This is a genomic window from Cupriavidus sp. FW305-26, assembly GCF_058787975.1.
The window spans coordinates 28,547-46,678 of the sequence record NZ_JBYTAH010000028.1 but is presented as its reverse complement, the minus strand read 5'-3'; the positions used below and the strand labels follow the sequence as shown (position 1 = coordinate 46,678).

General features: G+C 64.4%; 17 protein-coding genes. All 17 read left to right on the top strand.

The window, feature by feature from the left end:
• The first annotated feature begins 20 nt into the window (after window positions 1-20).
• The 17 genes from AC3WQZ_RS16880 to urtD all read left to right on the top strand — a co-directional run bounded on the left by AC3WQZ_RS16880 (window position 21) and on the right by urtD (window position 18,132).
• The gene (locus tag AC3WQZ_RS16880; protein WP_010809120.1) at window positions 21-1,487 is read left to right on the top strand and encodes an NADH-quinone oxidoreductase subunit M; all 1,467 of its coding nucleotides are present in this window, start codon (window positions 21-23) and stop codon (window positions 1,485-1,487) included.
• Window positions 1,488-1,505: 18 nt separating this feature from the next.
• Window positions 1,506-2,981: an NADH-quinone oxidoreductase subunit NuoN gene (nuoN, locus tag AC3WQZ_RS16875; RefSeq protein WP_010809119.1), complete on the top strand. Its 1,476-nt coding sequence runs from the start codon at window positions 1,506-1,508 to the stop codon at window positions 2,979-2,981.
• A gap of 13 nt (window positions 2,982-2,994) precedes the next feature.
• Complete coding sequence (locus tag AC3WQZ_RS16870) at window positions 2,995-3,303, top strand: DUF2818 family protein (protein ID WP_010809118.1); 309 nt, start codon at window positions 2,995-2,997, stop codon at window positions 3,301-3,303.
• A gap of 44 nt (window positions 3,304-3,347) precedes the next feature.
• A complete protein-coding gene (locus AC3WQZ_RS16865; protein WP_010809117.1) occupies window positions 3,348-3,983 on the top strand; it encodes an NUDIX domain-containing protein in 636 nt (211 codons plus the stop codon).
• A gap of 128 nt (window positions 3,984-4,111) precedes the next feature.
• A complete protein-coding gene (locus AC3WQZ_RS16860) occupies window positions 4,112-4,558 on the top strand; it encodes a DUF1178 family protein (protein ID WP_010809116.1) in 447 nt (148 codons plus the stop codon).
• A 95-nt stretch (window positions 4,559-4,653) separates the two neighbouring features.
• Window positions 4,654-5,856: an acyl-CoA dehydrogenase family protein gene (locus tag AC3WQZ_RS16855; protein WP_010809115.1), complete on the top strand. Its 1,203-nt coding sequence runs from the start codon at window positions 4,654-4,656 to the stop codon at window positions 5,854-5,856.
• 13 nt (window positions 5,857-5,869) lie between these two features.
• On the top strand, window positions 5,870-6,988 hold the full coding sequence (locus tag AC3WQZ_RS16850; RefSeq protein ID WP_010809114.1) for an acyl-CoA dehydrogenase family protein: 1,119 nt from the start codon (window positions 5,870-5,872) through the stop codon (window positions 6,986-6,988).
• A gap of 166 nt (window positions 6,989-7,154) precedes the next feature.
• A complete protein-coding gene (locus AC3WQZ_RS16845) occupies window positions 7,155-7,598 on the top strand; it encodes a MaoC family dehydratase (protein WP_011614861.1) in 444 nt (147 codons plus the stop codon).
• Between the two features lie 32 nt (window positions 7,599-7,630).
• Window positions 7,631-8,107, top strand: a complete 477-nt coding sequence (locus AC3WQZ_RS16840; protein WP_010809112.1) for a MaoC family dehydratase — start codon at window positions 7,631-7,633, stop codon at window positions 8,105-8,107.
• Between the two features lie 602 nt (window positions 8,108-8,709).
• Window positions 8,710-9,675 carry a ubiquinol oxidase subunit II gene (cyoA, locus tag AC3WQZ_RS16835; protein ID WP_010809111.1) on the top strand — a complete coding sequence of 322 codons (966 nt, stop codon included), beginning with the start codon at window positions 8,710-8,712 and terminating at the stop codon, window positions 9,673-9,675.
• An 8-nt stretch (window positions 9,676-9,683) separates the two neighbouring features.
• Window positions 9,684-11,657, top strand: a complete 1,974-nt coding sequence (cyoB, locus tag AC3WQZ_RS16830; protein WP_010809110.1) for a cytochrome o ubiquinol oxidase subunit I — start codon at window positions 9,684-9,686, stop codon at window positions 11,655-11,657.
• Window positions 11,658-11,662: 5 nt separating this feature from the next.
• Window positions 11,663-12,307, top strand: coding sequence for a cytochrome o ubiquinol oxidase subunit III (cyoC, locus tag AC3WQZ_RS16825; RefSeq protein ID WP_492300906.1), 645 nt, complete (start codon window positions 11,663-11,665; stop codon window positions 12,305-12,307).
• The gene (gene cyoD, locus AC3WQZ_RS16820; protein ID WP_010809108.1) at window positions 12,307-12,675 is read left to right on the top strand and encodes a cytochrome o ubiquinol oxidase subunit IV; all 369 of its coding nucleotides are present in this window, start codon (window positions 12,307-12,309) and stop codon (window positions 12,673-12,675) included. Before cyoC ends, cyoD begins: the two co-directional genes overlap by 1 nt.
• A 355-nt stretch (window positions 12,676-13,030) precedes the next feature.
• Window positions 13,031-14,287 carry an urea ABC transporter substrate-binding protein gene (urtA, locus tag AC3WQZ_RS16815; RefSeq protein ID WP_010809107.1) on the top strand — a complete coding sequence of 419 codons (1,257 nt, stop codon included), beginning with the start codon at window positions 13,031-13,033 and terminating at the stop codon, window positions 14,285-14,287.
• Window positions 14,288-14,438: 151 nt separating this feature from the next.
• A complete protein-coding gene (gene urtB, locus AC3WQZ_RS16810; protein WP_011614863.1) occupies window positions 14,439-16,082 on the top strand; it encodes an urea ABC transporter permease subunit UrtB in 1,644 nt (547 codons plus the stop codon).
• A complete protein-coding gene (gene urtC / locus AC3WQZ_RS16805; RefSeq protein WP_011614864.1) occupies window positions 16,082-17,287 on the top strand; it encodes an urea ABC transporter permease subunit UrtC in 1,206 nt (401 codons plus the stop codon). The genes urtB and urtC overlap by 1 nt, the downstream gene beginning before the upstream one ends.
• Window positions 17,284-18,132, top strand: a complete 849-nt coding sequence (urtD, locus tag AC3WQZ_RS16800; protein ID WP_010809104.1) for an urea ABC transporter ATP-binding protein UrtD — start codon at window positions 17,284-17,286, stop codon at window positions 18,130-18,132. Before urtC ends, urtD begins: the two co-directional genes overlap by 4 nt.

Genomic DNA, 18,132 nt, shown 5'->3' with positions numbered 1-18,132 from the left:
CAAGTAAGGAAAACATAGAAATGGTTCTGTCTTTCTCAATCTGGCTGCCTGTCTTTTTCGGCCTGCTGATCCTGGCCTTCGGCTCGGACCGCAGCCCTGGCTTTGTCCGGTGGATGTCGCTGTTCGGCTCGATCGCCAGCTTTGTCGTCACGCTGCCGCTGGTCTTCGGCTTCGACCGCGCCAGCGCGGCCATGCAGTTCGTCGAAAAGGCGAGCTGGATCGAACGCTTCAATATCAACTACCTGCTGGGTGTTGACGGCATCTCGATGTGGTTCGTGGTGCTGACCGCCTTCATCACGGTGATCGTGGTGATCTCGGCCTGGGAAGTGATCACCGAGCGTGTGGCCGAATACATGGCCTCGTTCCTGATCCTGTCGGGCCTGATGGTCGGCGTGTTCTGCACGCTGGACGGCATGCTGTTCTACGTGTTCTTCGAAGCCACGCTGATCCCGATGTACATCATCATCGGTGTCTGGGGCGGCCCGAACCGCGTCTATGCCGCGTTCAAGTTCTTCCTGTACACGCTGGCGGGCTCGCTGCTGACGCTGATCGCGCTGCTGTACCTGTACAACAAGACCGGTACCTTCGACATCCTGCAATGGCACCAGGCCAAGCTGTCGATGAACGAGCAGATCGCGCTGTTCATCGCCTTCTTCGTCGCCTTCGCGGTCAAGGTGCCGATGTGGCCGGTGCACACCTGGCTGCCGGACGCCCACGTGGAAGCGCCGACCGGCGGTTCGGTGGTGCTGGCCGCCATCATGCTGAAGCTGGGCGCCTACGGTTTCCTGCGGTTCTCGCTGCCGATCGCGCCTGACGCCAGCCACTACCTGGCCCCGTTCATCATCACCATCTCGCTGATCGCGGTGATCTACATCGGCCTGGTGGCCCTGGTGCAGGCCGACATGAAGAAGCTGGTGGCGTACTCGTCGATCGCCCACATGGGCTTCGTCACGCTGGGCTTCTTCATCTTCAGCGACATCGGCGTGGAAGGCGGCATCGTGCAGATGATCTCGCACGGCTTTATCTCCGGCGCGATGTTCCTTTGCATCGGCGTGCTGTACGACCGCGTGCACTCGCGCCAGATCGCCGACTACGGCGGCGTGGTCAACACCATGCCCAAGTTCGCCGCGCTGGCAGTGTTCTTCGCGATGGCCAACTGCGGCCTGCCGGCCACCTCGGGCTTCGTCGGCGAATTCATGGTGATCCTGGGCGCGGTCAAGTTCGACTTCTGGATCGGCCTGCTGGCCGCCACCGCCCTGATCTTCGGCGCCGCCTACTCGCTGTGGATGGTCAAGCGCGTGATCTTCGGCGACATCGTCCACCAGCACGTGCGCGAGCTGGTCGACCTGAACAAGCGTGAGTTCGTCATGCTCGGCCTGCTGGCCATCATGACGCTGTACATGGGCCTGCACCCGAAGCCCTTTACCGACGTGATGCACGCGTCCGTGGTGAACCTGCTGTCCCACGCGGCACAGTCCAAGCTGTAATCGGGGAGAGAAATCAACATGCAAACGTCCTCGACACTCGGCCCCGTGGCGCCGATCATCTTCCTGGCGATCGCCATCGGCGCGGTCAACTGGATCGACCTTGCACGTGGCAAGGGCAAGCAAAGCGTGGCATATCCGCTGTCGCTGCTGGCCACGCTGGCGCTGACCGTCTGGTTCGGCCTGAATGCCGCCGCCGGCGAGACGCACTACGCGTTCGCCAACCTGGTCGTGATCGATCCGATGGCAAACGTGCTGTCCGCGTTCTGCTCTGCCGGCCTGTTCGTGACACTGGTCTACACGCGCCGCTATCTGGCGGATCGCGACATGTTTGCCGGCGAGTTCTACCAGCTCGCGCTGTTCACGCTGGGCGGCCAGATCGTGATGATCACCGGCAACAACTTCCTGACCCTGTACCTGGGCCTGGAGCTGCTGTCGCTGTCGTCGTACGCACTGGTGGCACTGCGCCGCGAATCGCGCGTGACCTCGGAATCGGCGATGAAGTACTTCGTGCTGGGCGCGCTGGCTTCGGGCTTCCTGCTGTACGGCATCTCGATGATGTATGGCGCCACCGGTTCGCTGAACCTGGGCGAAGTGTTCCGCGTGGTCGAGTCGGGCCGCGTCAACACCACCATGCTGGCCTTTGGCGTGGTCTTTATCGTCGCCGGCCTGTCGTTCAAGCTGGGTGCCGCGCCGTTCCACATGTGGATTCCCGATATCTACCAGGGTTCGCCGACCGCGGTGACGCTGCTGATCGCCGGCGGCCCGAAGGTTGCTGCTTTTGCGCTGTTTATCCGCGTGCTGGTGGAAGGCCTGCTGCCGCTGGCCAATGACTGGCAGATGATGCTGGTGGTGCTGTCGATCATCTCGCTGGCCATCGGCAACCTGACCGCCATCGTGCAGAGCAACCTGAAGCGGATGCTGGCGTACTCGACCATCTCGCACATGGGCTTCGTGCTGCTGGGCCTGCTGTCGGGCGTGGTCGCCAACAAGGCTGACGGCGCCGCCGATGCGTACAGCTCGGCGATGTTCTACTCGGTGACCTACCTGCTGACCACGCTGGGCACTTTCGGCATCATCCTGCTGCGCACGAACAAGGGTTTCGAGGCCGAGACCCTGGAAGACCTGAGGGGCATGTCGCGCCGCAACCCGTGGTTCGCGTTCCTGATGCTGGTGATGATGTTCTCGCTGGCCGGCATTCCGCCGACCGTGGGCTTCTATGCCAAGCTGGCCGTGCTGGATGCGGTGGTCAAGTCGGGCATGACCTGGCTGGCCGTGGTGGCCGTGCTGTTCTCGCTGATCGGCGCGTTCTATTACCTGCGTATCGTCAAGCTGATGTACTTCGATGCGCCCGCTGCTGAAGAAGAGCTGGAAGCAACCTTTGGCCTGCGCTCGATGCTGAGCGTGAACGGCGCCGCGGTGATCCTGCTGGGTATTTTCCCGGCCGCGCTGATGAACCTGTGCTACCAGGCCATCCGCTCGACCCTGGGTTCCTGATCCGCCACACGCCATGAGCGCATCCGCAAGCGGCTGGTTTGTCATCCTGCTGGCACTGATCAGTGCGAACCTGCCGTTTGTGAACCAGCGCCTGTTCGTGCTGATCCCGCTGCGGCGGGCGCGCAAGCCGCTGTGGCTGCGCCTGCTGGAACTGATCGTATGGTTCGCGGTGGCGGGCGCCGCCGGCTTTGCGGTGGAGGCCAGCCTTGGCAACGCCTTCCCGCAGGGCTGGCAGTTTTATGCCATTACCGCGTGCATGATGCTGGTGTTTGCCTTCCCGGGCTTCACCTGGCAATACCTCGTCAAACACCGCACGGCCTGAAGCCGGTCTTGTCGGCGCCGGGCCCTGCCTGATCCGGAGCGTCCATGACCGACAAGATCCAACGCGGCACCCCGCCTACCGCTGAACCCGCCGGGAACGACGACGCACTGAAGGAAGTGTGCGTCGCCTCGGCCACGGTCCATCGCGGCAAGTTCCTCACCCTCAAGCAAGATATCGTCAGGCTGCCGGACGGCAAGCAGACCGGGCGCGAGTACGTGGTCCATCCGGGCGCGGTGATGATGATCCCGCTGTTCAGCGACGGCACCGTGCTGATGGAGCGCCAGTTCCGCTATCCGATCGGCGAAGTGATGCTGGAATTCCCCGCCGGCAAGCTTGATCCGGAAGAGGGCGCGCAGCGCTGCGGCGAACGCGAACTGCTGGAGGAGACCGGCTACAGCGCGGCGCGCTGGGACTACCTGACGCGCATCCACCCGGTTATCTCGTATTCCACCGAGTTCATCGACATCTTCCTGGCGCGCGACCTGACGCATGGCGAGGCGCAGCTCGACGACGGCGAGTTCATCGAGACCTTCATCACGCCGGTGGGGCAGGTGATCGATTGGGTCCGCAGCGGCCGCATCACCGACGTAAAGACCATCATCGGTGCATTCTGGCTGGAAAAAGTGATCTCGGGTGCCTGGCAACCGGGCGAACAGCCGCTGCCGCATTACGCCGTATAGTGAGTAGTGAGCCGCGTGGATTCTGCGCCATGCGGTTGTTCCCGAACGGTCGTTCTAAAAAATTTAGCACGACCGTTCACAAAATTTCGATTCGCGGATAATATAGCTTTTGACGGGCTGGAAAGATCATGAAGGTGCTCGACCTGCGCTGCGCGCATGACCATGGTTTCGAGGGCTGGTTTGCCTCGGAAGAAGATGCGCAGTCGCAAATCTCGCGTGACCTCGTCCAATGCCCGGTCTGTGGCGACCACGCCGTGACGCGGCTGCCCAGCGCGCCGCGCCTGAACCTGTCGGGCGCGACCGCGCGCGAAGGCAGCGCCAGGCCGGCGCAGCCGGCTGCCGCACCGGTGACACTGCAAGCGCTCTATATGAAGGCAGTGAAGCAGGTGCTGGCACAGACCGAGGATGTTGGCGATCGCTTTGCCGAAGAGGCAAGGCGCATGCACTATGACGAGGCGCCGGAACGCGGCATTCGCGGTTCGGCCTCGGCGGAGGAGGTGCAGGCGCTGGCCGAAGAGGGCATCGAGACTTTCCCGCTCGTGGTGCCGGATGCGCTGAAGCAGACGGCTCACTGAATTGCGTCTTGTGCCCGTTTGCTGTCGGCGCTTGACGTGCAGGCAGAACAAACCGCCGGCGGCCCCACGCCAAGCCGGCACCACTGGAGACGGGCATGGATCTCAACTACTCGGCGTCCGACAACGCCTTCCGCGAGGAAGTGCGTAGCTGGCTCGAAGCCAACTTGCCGGCGGACATCCGCAGCAAGATTCTCAACCACCGCCGTCCGAACCGCGACGACCTGGTGCGCTGGCACAAGACCCTGGCCGGCAAGGGCTGGTCGGCACCGCACTGGCCCGTCCAGTACGGCGGCACCGGCTGGAACGCCACCCAGCGCCATATCTGGGATGAAGAGAACGCTCGCGTCGGCGCGCCCGGCGTGCTGCCGTTCGGCGTGGCGATGGTCGCGCCGGTGATCATGAAGTACGGCAGCGAAGAGCAAAAGTCGTACTACCTGCCGCGCATCCTGGACTGCACCGACTGGTGGTGCCAGGGCTATTCGGAGCCGGGCTCGGGCTCGGACCTGGCCTCGCTGAAGACCCGTGCCGAGCTGACTTCGGACGGCAAGCACTACATCGTCAACGGCCAGAAGACCTGGACCACGCTCGGCCAGCACGCCGACATGATCTTCTGCCTGGTGCGCACCGACCCCGAAGCCAAGAAGCAGGAGGGCATCTCGTTCCTGCTGATCGACATGAAGACCCCGGGCATCACCGTGCGCCCGATCATCATGCTCGACGAAGAGCATGAGGTGAACGAAGTCTTCTTCGACAACGTCGAGGTGCCGGTCGAGAACCGCGTCGGCGAAGAGAACAAGGGCTGGACCTACGCCAAGTACCTGCTGGGCCACGAGCGCACCGGGATCGCCCGCGTGGGCAACTCCAAGCGCGAGCTGGGCTTCCTCAAGCGCGTGGCGCGCCAGCAGCAGAAGAACGGCAAGCCGCTGCTGGAAGACCCGGTGTTCGGCGCCAAGGTGGCCGCGCTGGAAATCGAGCTGATGGCGCTGGAAATCACCGTGCTGCGCGTGGTCTCGAGCGAAGCGGCAGGCAAGGGCCCCGGCCCCGAGGCCTCGATGCTCAAGATCAAGGGCACCGAGATCCAGCAGCTGCTGACCGAGCTGATGGTCGAGGCCGTCGGCCCGTACGCGCAGCCGTTCGACACCGCCTACCTGGAGTGCGAGACCGAGCACGCCGTGACCGGCTACGACGACGCCGCGCCGCTGGCCGCGTACTACTTCAACTATCGCAAGACCTCCATCTATGGCGGGTCCAACGAAATTCAGAAGAACATCATCAGCCAGATGATTCTGGGGCTGTGAGGAGACACGCAACATGAACTTCAATCTCAGCGACGAACAGAAGCAGCTGGCCGACGCCGTCCGCCGTTTCATCGACAAGGACTACGGCTTCGAGTCCCGCAAGCAGAACTACGAAAGCGCCGCCGGCTATGGCGACGCCGCCTGGGGCTCGCTGGTCGAGCTTGGCCTGACCGCGCTGCCGGTGCCGGAAGCGCAGGGCGGTTTCGCGGGCAAGGCCCTGGACATGATGGTGGTGCAGCAGGAGCTGGGCCGAGGCCTGATCGTGGAGCCGTACCTGGCCACGGTGGTGGGCGCCTACGCCCTGGGCCTGGCCGGTGGCCAGGATGCACTGCTGGAACAGGTCGCCGGCGGCGAACTGAAGCTGGCCGTGGCCTTCAACGAGCCGCAGGCGCGCTATGAACTGAACAACGTGCGCGTCACCGCCCGCGACGGCAAGCTCAACGGCCGCAAGACCGTGGTGCTGCACGGCGGCCAGGCCGACAAGCTGATCGTGTCGGCCCGCAGCAGCGGTGCCGAAGCCGACCAGGACGGCATCTCGCTGTTCCTGGTGGATGCCAGGGGCGCCGGCGTCAGCATCAAGGACTACCGCACCATCGACAACCTGCGCGCGGCCGACATCACCTTCCAGGATGCCCCCGCGCAACTGCTGGGCGAAGCCGGCAAGGCCTTCCCGGTGATCGAGCAAGTGGCCGACTACGCTGCCGTGCTGCTGTGCGCCGAGGCCGTGGGCGTGATGGATACGCTCAATGCCGCCACGCTGGAATACGCCAAGACGCGCCAGCAGTTCGGCGTGCCGATCGCGCGCTTCCAGGCGCTGCAGCACCGCATGGTGGAGATGTTCATCCACGCCGAGCAGTCGCGCTCGATCACGCTGCTGGCCGCGGCACGCTTCGAAGAAGTAACGCCGGAAGAGCGCCGCCGCTATGTCTCCGCCGCCAAGGCGCGCGTGGGGCAGGCAGCGCGCACGGTTGGCCAGGAGGCAGTGCAGATCCACGGCGGCATGGGCGTGACCAACGAACTGCCGGCCGCGCACATGTTCAAGCGGCTGACGCTGATCAACACCACCTTCGGCGACGTGGATCACCACCTGGGCAGGTTCGCCGCCCAGCCGGGGTTCCAGGAAGCTGCCTGATCCTGCCAGTCCAATCAAAACCGCGCTGTAGTCCAGGCGCGGTTTTTTTCTTTGGGGACCGTTAGGGGCGGGTTCGGCAAATACGGACGCCGGCCCCCGGCGGCCATGCGATCATTGCCTGAGCAAACTTGGTGCCATGGCGCCAATCACTACAGAGAGACAACCGATGCTGTATTTCGAGGACTTTGAAGTCGGCAGCCGCCGCGAACTGGGTTCGTACCTCGTCACCGAGGAAGAGATCCTGGCCTTTGCCCGCCAGTACGATCCGCAGCCGTTCCATATCGACAAGGAAGCCGCTGCCAGGAGCATCTATGGCGGCGTGATCTCGAGCGGCTGGATGACGTGCTCGATCATGATGCGGCTGCTGGTGCTGAGCACCACCGGCAAGTCGGCCAGCATGGGCTCGCCTGGCGTGGACGAGATCCGCTGGCTCAAGCCCGTCTACGCCGGCGACACGCTCACCGTCGTGCTGAATGTGCTCGATACCCGGCCGTCGCAGTCCAAGCCGGACCGCGGCGTGGTCCACACCCAGTGGGAAGCCACCAACCAGCGCGGCGAACTGGTCTGCACCGTCAAGGGCATGGGCATGTACGGCCGCCGCCCCGCTTAAGAACACTTTATCGTCAAGAGGAGACTATCGACATGCGTACCATCGCATCGCTGGAAGAACTGGAAGGCCTGCAGGGCCAGGAGGTCGCGGTCAGCGACTGGATCGAGGTGACCCAGCAGCAGGTCAACCAGTTTGCCGATGCCACCGGCGACCACCAGTGGATTCACATCGACGTGGAGCGCGCGAAGAAGGAGTCGCCCTATGGCGGCCCGATCGCGCACGGCTTCCTGACGCTGTCGCTGCTGCCCAAGTTCATGCACAACGCGCTGCACATGCCGTCGAAGATCGGCGTTAACTACGGCCTGAACCGCGTGCGCTTCACGGCACCCGTGCCGGTGGGCAGCAAGCTGCGCGCGCGCATCAAGCTGCTGAAGGTCGAGCGTCTCGATCCGCTGCCGAAGTCGCCCGAACTGGTTGGCGCACAGTCGACCTGGGAAGTCACGGTGGAGCGCGAAGGCAGCGACCGTCCGGTCTGTGTCGCCGAGTCGATCACGCGCCGCTACGGGTGACGGATACGCAGTTTTGACGCGGTGCGACAATATGCCACACAGGCATGTCGCACCCCTGGAGGCCGCCTGATGCGCGGCTTTCTGCATTTTTAGGAACCGATTTGTGACGTTGATGCCGGTCAAATGCTGCTTCGCGGATTTGTGCGTCGATTGTCCGTTCTGCTGAACAGTGTGTTCTGTGCCGTTGGGTTTACCCCTAATGTTGCGTTGCGGTACAGTCGCGCCCACGATGTTTTACGTGTTGCGCTCCCCGGCCGAAAACCGCGCTTGCCATGAAGGCAAGTCCGTCGGGAAGTGCAAAAACCTCGTATTCCAACGCTACCCGGCCGCCGTACTGAGCCGGGACCGTTCGCGGTTTCGGCCAGGTGCCGCAGCGCCGGCAAGGTCCTACAGGGCCTGCAGCGCACGCAGTCAGTTGTCCTTCCGTGTTCATGGCGTTGCAAGGCCGCATGGTCCCCCGGCGTTCGATCCGCCGCCCGACCGCAACGCCAGCTAAGGACACGTCCTTCCGGTTTTCCCTCAGCCCCACGCCTCTTGCGCGAGCATCAGGCGGTTTAGCCGCGCTTTTGCCCGAAGCGCGGTGTAACCAAACCAGTCGTGACATGAAGAAACCCATACTGCCGCGTTGGACGCGGTTCCTGCCTTGCCTTGGCCTGCTCCTGCTCGCCGGCTGCAACATGACGCTGCTCGACCCGAAAGGGCAGGTCGGCGTCGACATCAAGAACATCATCCTGATTGCAACCTGGCTCATGCTGCTGGTGGTGCTGCCGGTGATCGTGCTCACGCTGGTGTTCGCCTGGAAGTACCGCGCGTCCAATACCTCGGCGCGCTATGAGCCGGACTGGTCGCACTCCACGGCGATCGAAGTGGTGGTGTGGCTGATCCCCTGCCTGATCATCATTGCGCTGGGCATCATCACCTGGAAATCCTCGCACGACCTGGACCCGTACAAGCCGCTCGAATCCAGCAAGAAGCCCGTCACCGTCGAGGTGGTGGCGCTGAACTGGAAGTGGCTGTTCATCTATCCGGAACTGAAGATCGCCACGGTCAACCAGATCGCCTTCCCGGTCGACACCCCGGTGAACTTCAAGATCACCTCGGATTCGATCATGAATTCGTTCTTCATCCCGCAACTGGGCAGCCAGGTGTACGCCATGGCAGGGATGGAGACCAAGCTCCACCTGATCGCCAACGAAGCCGGCTCTTACGACGGCGTATCCGCCAACTACAGCGGCGGCGGCTTCTCGGGCATGAAGTTCAAGGCGGTCGCCATGTCGAACTACGAGTTCGACCAGTGGGTCGCCAAGGTTCGCGCCTCGTCCACCGAACTGGGGGTTGAAGGCTACAAGACGCTGGCACAACCCAGCGAGAAGGAGCCGGTCACGTACTACGGCAAGGTGGAAGACAAGCTCTTCCACAACATCCTGCACAAGTACATGGACCACAGCGGCACGGCGCTCGCCGCCGACGGGTTCAAGGGCGGCCCGATCTGCACGTCGCGCAACACCCTCGGTGAAGAGCAGCTGTCGATGACCACGCCTGTGAAGGCGCTGGGCGCGCAATCCTAGGAGCAATGATGTTTGGCAAGTTGAGTTTGTCGGCGATTCCGTTTCATGAGCCGATCATCATGGTCGTTCTGGCCGGCGTCGCCCTGGGCGGTGCCGCGCTGCTAGGCGCGATCACCTATTTCAAGAAGTGGGGCTACCTCTGGAACGAGTGGTTCACCTCGGTCGACCACAAGAAGATCGGCGTGATGTACTGCCTGGTCGCCCTGATCATGCTGCTGCGCGGCTTCGCCGACGCGGTCATGATGCGCACCCAGCTGGCGCTCGCCACCAATGGCGCGACCGGCGTGCTGCCGCCCGAGCATTACGACCAGATCTTCACCGCCCACGGCGTGATCATGATCTTCTTCGTGGCCATGCCGCTGATGACCGGCCTGATGAATCTGGTCGTGCCGCTGCAGATCGGCGCGCGCGACGTGGCCTTCCCGTTCCTGAACACGCTGTCGTTCTGGCTGTTCGTGTCGGGCGCCATGCTGGTCAATGTCTCGCTGGGCGTCGGTGAATTCGCCAAGACCGGCTGGCTGGCCTACCCGCCGCTGTCGGGACTGGACTTCAGCCCGGGCGTGGGGGTGGACTACTACCTCTGGAGCTTGCAGATCTCGGGCCTGGGCACCTTGCTGACCGGCGTGAACTTCCTGGTGACGATCCTGCGCATGCGCGCGCCGGGCATGACGCTGATGCGCATGCCGGTGTTCACCTGGACCGCGCTGTGCACCAACGTGCTGATCGTGGCCGCTTTCCCGGTGCTGACCGTGACCCTGGCGCTGCTGGGCCTGGACCGCTACGTCGGTACCCACTTCTTCACGAACGACGGTGGCGGCAACGCCATGATGTACGTGAACCTGATCTGGATCTGGGGCCACCCCGAGGTGTACATCCTGATCCTGCCGGCGTTCGGCATCTTCTCTGAAGTGATCGCCACGTTCTCGGGCAAGAAGCTGTTCGGCTACAAGGGCATGGTGTACGCGACCGCCGCGATCATGGTGCTGTCGTTCATCGTGTGGCTGCACCACTTCTTCACGATGGGCTCGGGCGCCAACGTCAACGCGTTCTTCGGCATCACCACCATGATCATCTCCATCCCGACCGGGGTGAAGATCTTCAACTGGCTGTTCACCATGTACCGCGGCCGGGTCCAGATGACCTCGCCGGTGCTGTGGACGCTGGGCTTCATGATCACCTTCGTGATCGGCGGCATGACCGGCGTGCTGATGGCCGTGCCGGCCGCTGACTTCGTGCTGCACAACAGCCTGTTCCTGATCGCCCACTTCCACAACGTGATCATCGGCGGCGTGCTGTTCGGCTACCTGGCCGGCATCACCTACTGGTGGCCGAAGGCGTTCGGCTTCACGCTGAACGAGCGCCTGGGCAAGTGCGCCTTCTGGTGCTGGCTGGTCGGCTTCTACTTCGCCTTCATGCCGCTGTACGTGCTGGGCCTGATGGGCATGACCCGCCGCCTGAACCACACCGACAACCCGGCCTGGACGCCGTGGCTGTACCTGGCCGTCGTGGGCGTGGTGTTCGTGGCGCTGGGCATCTTCTTCCAGGTGCTGCAGATCGTGGTGTCGATCCGCGACCGCAAGAAGCTGGCCGACGTGACCGGCGACCCGTGGGGCGGCCGTACCCTGGAGTGGGCCACCTCGTCGCCGCCGCCGTTCTACAACTTCGCGCACACCCCGGTGGTGCGTGACCTGGACGCGTTCTCCGACATGAAGGCCCGTGGCGAGACGCTGCCGACCGAAGGCTACGAGAAGATCCACATGCCCAAGAACACGGGCGCGGGCTTCATCATCGGCGCCTTCAGCCTGGTGTTCGGCTTTGCCCTGACCTGGCATATCTGGTGGATGGCCATCGTTGGCCTGGTGGGCATGGTGTGGGCGTTTATCCACCGCAGCAACGACGACCATATCGACTACTACGTGCCGGCCACCGAGGTCGAGCAGATCGAAACGCGCCATCTGCAGCGCATTGCTTCGCAAGCCTGAGAACCATGTCGACTCAAGTCCTAGACCGCATCCCCGCGCAGGCCGGCGCACCGGCCAAAGCCGACGCGCATGGCCATGACCATGCGCACCACGATACCAGTGCCAATACGGTGTATGGCTTCTGGATCTATCTGATGAGCGACTGCATCATCTTCGCCGGACTGTTCGCGGCCTTCGCCGTGCTGCGCGGCGAACTGGCAGGCGGCCCGTCGGCGAAGGAGCTGTTCGAGCTCAACTACGTGCTGGTGGAGACCTTCATCCTGCTGTTCTCCTCGATCACGTACGGCATGGCGATGATCTCGCTGCAGAACCGCAGCCTGAGCCGCGTGCAGGTGTGGCTCGGCGTCACGTTCCTGCTGGGCGCGGCGTTCATGGCGATGGAAATCAACGAATTCCATCACCTGATCGCCGAAGGCGCCGGCCCGGGCCGCAGCGCTTTCCTGTCGTCGTTCTTCACGCTGGTCGGCACCCACGGCCTGCACGTCGCCAGCGGCATGCTGTGGATGATCGTGCTGATGTGGCAACTGTCGAAGAAGGGCACCACCCCGACCCTGAGCAAGCGCCTGATGTGCCTGTCGCTGTTCTGGCACTTCCTGGACGTGGTCTGGATCGGCGTGTTTACCGTGGTCTACCTGATGGGACATCTGTGATGGCACAACACAACGCACCGGCGGCGCACGGCGCCCACGACTCGCACGACTCGCACGCGGGTCATGACACCCACGCCAGCTTCAAGTCGTACGCAATCGGCTTCATCCTGGCCGTGATCCTGACCGTGATCCCGTTCAAGCTCGTGATGGACGGCAGCATGGACAAGGGCACCATCCTCTGGATCATCCTCGGCATGGCCGCGGTCCAGATCCTGGTCCACCTGAAGTACTTCCTGCACCTGGACACGTCGTCCGAGCAGCGCAGCAACGTGATCGCGCTGCTGTTCACGGCGCTGATCCTGGTGATCGTGGTGGCGGGTTCGCTGTGGATCATGCACAACCTGAATGCCAACATGATGGTGATGTAAGGACCAACGTCCTGGCATCGAGAGCGGGGCCCTGCAAGGGGCCCCGTTTTTTTTGCCCGTCGCCTGCCTTGGGGCGTGGTGCCCGGCCTTGGTGCGGGGACGCGCATCGCCTGGTGCCTTGCGCATGCCGCCCGCACGGAATTGCGCAGATGCACGGGAGTGGTGCGTGCGCCGCCCGCACTGCTCTGGTGCGGATGCGCGATCGCGGGCGGCGGCAGCGCCTGCGCGCCGCGCCAGCACGCCATCTGCCGGGGGTGCGGTGGGTATCAGGCGGCCTGCCTCCATGGCACGCTAGTTGCAGAAGCATCACCCGGGGAGCGTAGTCCCTGACTAACACCATAAACGGGAGCTGCAAATGCAACGACGTGACATGCTGAAGCTGTCGGCGATAGCCGCCGCGGCAATGATCGGTACCAGCCCGCTGGCCATGGCGCAGTCCAAGGAACCGATCAAGGTCGGTATCCTGCACTCGCTGTCCGGCACCATGGCCATTTCGGAGACGTCGCTGAAGGACGTGGCGCTGATGACCATCGACGAGATCAACAAGAGCGGCGGCGTGCTGGGGCGCAAGCTGGAGCCGGTGGTGGTGGATCCCGCCTCGAACTGGCCGCTGTTCGCGGAAAAGGCGCGCCAGCTGATCACCAAGGACAAGGTCGCGGTGACCTTCGGCTGCTGGACCTCGGTGTCGCGCAAATCCGTGCTGCCGGTCTACGAAGAGCTGAACTCGCTGCTGTTCTACCCGGTGCAGTATGAAGGCGAAGAGATGTCGAAGAACGTCTTCTACACCGGTGCAGCGCCCAACCAGCAGGCCATTCCGGCGGTGGAATACCTGATGAGCAAGGAAGGCGGCGGCGCCAAGCGCTTCTTCCTGCTGGGCACGGACTACGTCTACCCGCGCACCACCAACAAGATCCTGCGCGCGTTCCTGAAGAGCAAGGGCGTGGCCGACAAGGACATCGAAGAGGTCTACACCCCGTTTGGCCACAGCGACTACCAGACCATCGTCGCCAATATCAAGAAGTTCTCGCAGGGCGGCAAGACCGCGGTGATCTCCACCATCAACGGCGACTCCAACGTGCCGTTCTACAAGGAACTTGGCAACGCCGGGCTGAAGGCCAAGGACGTGCCGGTGGTGGCGTTCTCGGTGGGTGAGGAGGAACTGCGCGGCATCGATACCAAGCCACTGGTGGGCCACCTGGCCGCATGGAACTACTTCATGTCGGTCAAGAACCCCGAGAACGACGCCTTTCGCAAGCAGTGGGCGGCATGGGTCAAGGCCAACAACCTGCCCGGCGGCGACAAGCGTGTGACCAACGACCCGATGGAAGCCACCTACGTGGGCATCCATATGTGGGCGCAGGCCGTGAAGAAGGCTGGCACCACCGATACCAACAAGGTGCGCGCCGCCATGTACGGCCAGACCTTCAAGGCACCGGACGGCTTCACGCTGACCATGGGCGAGAACCACCATTTGTACAAGCCGGTGATGATCGGCGAAGTGAAGGGCGACGGCCAGTTCTCGGTGGTGTGGAAGACGCCGAAGGCGGTGCGCGCGCAGCCGTGGAGCCCGTTCATCGCGGGTAACGAAGGCAAGCCGGACAAGGTGATGTAAGCCGGGCCACCCGCTGCCGGTTGGCTCCCCTCTCCCGCTTGCGGGAGAGGGGCTGGGGGAGAGGGCTGGCGCTTGCCAGCCAGATGGCACTCGCTTCGTCATGGACACCTGCCTTCTCCCCAAACACTTATTCCGCAACTCGCCAGCACCTATGCGCAATCCCTTATCCGTTTCCATCCTGCCATGGCTGCGCGCCCTGCTGGCGGCGCTGCTGCTGGCGGCTGCGCCGTGGGCCGCGGCGCTGACGCAGGCCGACCTGAAGCCGCTGGCCGAAGACGATTTCGATGCCAAGACCGCGGCGCTGACCGCGCTGGCCAAGGCCCCGCCGGAACAGGCCGGCCCGATCCTGAAGGCCTTGCAGGACGACGCGCTGCAATATGCGCCGTCGGTCGGCATGGTGCGCCAGGATGGCGACAAGACCGTCGATGCTGTCACGGGCAAGCCGGTCGCGGTGAAAGCCGACGAGCTCGAATCCCTGACCCTGAACAACAGCCTGCGCGCGCTGGTCGACAGCGCCGCCAGCAGCCTGCTGCTGCAGTCGCCCGATATCGCGGTGCGCGCGCAGGCCATCGCCACGCTGCGCGACCAGCCCGAGAGCGCCTCGCGCGCCGCGGTCGAAGCCGCCCGCAAGAACGAGGCCGATGCCGGACTGCGCACCAGCCTGGACGTGATCTGGGCCAACCTGGTGCTGGCCGAGCCGGCCGATCCCGCAGCGCATGACGCGAGGCTTGAAGCCATCCGCATCCTCGGCAGCGACAGCAACCCGCAGAGCCGCCAGAAGCTGGCGCCGCTGGTGGAGCGCGACAGCGCCGGCAACTACCGCGAGCCCGATGCCGACGTGCGCCTGGCCGCGCAGCAGGCGCTGGACACGCTGCGCAGCGACCAGCGCCGCGCCGAGCTGATCGGCAACCTGTTCGCCGGCCTGAGCCTGGGCAGCGTGCTGCTGCTGGCCGCGCTCGGGCTGGCCATCACCTATGGCCTGATCGGCGTCATCAACATGGCGCACGGTGAATTCCTGATGATCGGCGCCTATGCCACCTACGTGGTGCAGTCGCTGTTCCGCGCCTACGCGCCGGGTGCGTTCGACTGGTACCTGCCGGCGGCGCTGCCGGCCTCGTTCCTGGCCGCCGCGCTGGTGGGCTTCGTGCTCGAGCGGCTGGTGCTGCGCCACCTGTACGGCCGCCCGCTGGAAACGCTGCTGGCCACCTTCGGCGTGAGCCTGCTGCTGATGCAGGCGGTGCGCACGCTGTTCGGCGCGCAGAACGTGGAAGTGGCCAACCCGGCGTGGATGAGCGGCGGCATCGAATGGATGCCGGGCCTGGTGATCCCGTACAACCGCATCGTCATCATCCTGTTCGCGCTGGCGGTGGTGGCGGTGGCGTGGGCGGTGCTGAACCGCACGCGGCTGGGGCTGTTCGTGCGCGCCACCACGCAGAACCGCACCATGGCGGCCTGCGTCGGCGTGCGCACCTGGAAGGTCGACAGCTACGCCTTTGCCTTCGGCGCCGGCATTGCCGGGCTGGGCGGCTGCGCGCTGTCGCAGATCGGCAATGTCGGCCCCGACCTGGGCCAGGCCTACATCATCGATTCGTTCATGGTGGTGGTGCTGGGCGGCGTCGGGCAGCTGGCCGGCACCATCGTCGGCGCCTTCGGGCTGGGCATCATCAACAAGTTCATCGAGCCCTTCTACGGCGCGGTGCTGGCCAAGATCTTTGTCCTGGTGCTGATCGTGCTGTTTATCCAGAAGCGGCCGCAGGGACTTTTCGCGCTCAAGGGGCGCAGCGCGGAGGCATGATGCAGCGAGTCCAATCGAATTCTTCCGCCACCGCGTTCCGGCTAGCGGTGCCGGAGCGGCAGGCACTGTTCTCGCCGCGCGGCTGGCTGGTGCTTGCGGCGCTGGTGGTGATCGTCGGCATCGGCGTGCCGGTGTGCGCGCTGGTGTTGCCGGAGGGGCATCCGCTGCACCTGTCGGCTTATGCGCTGACGCTGGTCGGCAAGATCATGTGCTTTGCGCTGGCGGCGATCGCGCTGGACCTGGTGTGGGGCTACTGCGGCATCCTGAGCCTGGGCCACGGGCTGTTCTTCGCGCTGGGCGGCTATGCCATGGGCATGTACCTGATGCGATCGATCGGGCGCGAGGGCGTGTACAAGAGCGAACTGCCGGACTTCATGGTGTTCCTCGACTGGAAGGAGCTGCCATGGTTCTGGCACGGCACCGAGCACCTCGGCTATGCGCTGCTGCTGGTGGTGCTGGTGCCAGGCGTGCTGGCGTGGCTGTTCGGCTTCTTCGCCTTCCGCTCGCGCATCAAGGGCGTGTACCTGTCGATCATCACGCAGGCGATGACGTATGCGGCGATGCTGCTGTTCTTCCGCAACGAGACCGGTTTCGGCGGCAACAACGGCTTCACGGACTTCAAGCGCATTGCCGGCTTTGCGATTGCGGCGCCGCAGACGCGCACGGCGCTGTTCGTGCTGACCTTCCTGGCGCTGCTGGCGGGCTTCATCGCCTGCCGCTACATCGTCACGTCCAAGCTCGGGCGCGTGGTCACCGCGGTGCGCGATGCCGAGATGCGGGTGATGTTCTCCGGCTACAACCCGCTGGGCTACAAGCTCTTCGTGTGGACCTTTTCGGCGGTGCTGTGCGGCATCGCGGGGGCGCTGTACGTGCCGCAGGTGGGCATCATCAACCCCGGCGAGATGTCGCCCGGCAATTCGATCGAGATGGCGGTGTGGGTCGCCGTGGGCGGGCGCGGCACGCTGATCGGACCGGTGATCGGCGCGTTCCTGGTCAATGGTGCCAAGACCCTGTTCACAGCCCACTTTGCCGAATACTGGCTGTTCCTGCTGGGCGCGATGTTCGTGCTGGTGACCTTGTACCTGCCCGATGGCGTGACCGGGCTGTGGAACCGGCTGCGCGAGCGGCGCGCGGCCGCACCATCAGCCGCTGCAGACCCTGTTTCCGCGCCTGCCGTGGCAGGCCGCACGGGAGGTGAAGCATGAACGCCGCACTCCAGCACGGCCAGGCCGAAAGCGGCGATGCCACCGGCCTGGGCCGCATCGTCGAGCCCGGCACCATCGATGTCTCGCATGGGCCGATCCTGTACCTGGAAGACCTGACGGTGCAGTTCGACGGCTTCCGCGCGCTGAACAAGCTGACCTTGTCGATCGACCATGGCGAGTTGCGCTGCGTGATCGGTCCCAACGGTGCCGGCAAGACCACGATGATGGATGTCATCACCGGCAAGACCGGGCCGCGCAATGCCAATGTCAGCGGGCGCGTGTTCCTGGGCCAGACCATCGACCTGATGCGGATGACCGAGCCGCGCATCGCGCAGGTCGGCATCGGCCGCAAGTTCCAGAAGCCCACGGTGTTCGAGCAGCACGCGGTGTGGGAGAACCTGGAACTGGCGATGAAGGCCGACAAGCGCTGGTGGTCGTCGCTGCGCGCGCGGCTGACGGCGGAGGGGCATCGCCGCATCGAGGAAACGCTGGCGCTGACCGGACTGGAGGCAGAGGCCTACCGGCCCGCCGGGCTGCTGTCGCACGGGCAGAAGCAGCGCCTGGAGATCGGCATGCTGTTGATGCAGCAGCCGCAGCTGCTGTTGCTGGACGAGCCGGTGGCCGGCATGACCGATGAAGAGACCATGCAGCTGGCGGCGCTGCTCAACGGCCTGCGCGGCAGCTGCTCGATGATGGTGGTCGAGCACGACATGGAGTTCGTCGCCGCGCTCGCGGGCGATGCCGGCCAGGTCACGGTGCTGGCCGAGGGCAGCGTGCTGGCCGAAGGCACGCTCGACAGCGTCAAGCGCGATGAGCGCGTGATCGAATCCTACCTGGGAAGATAA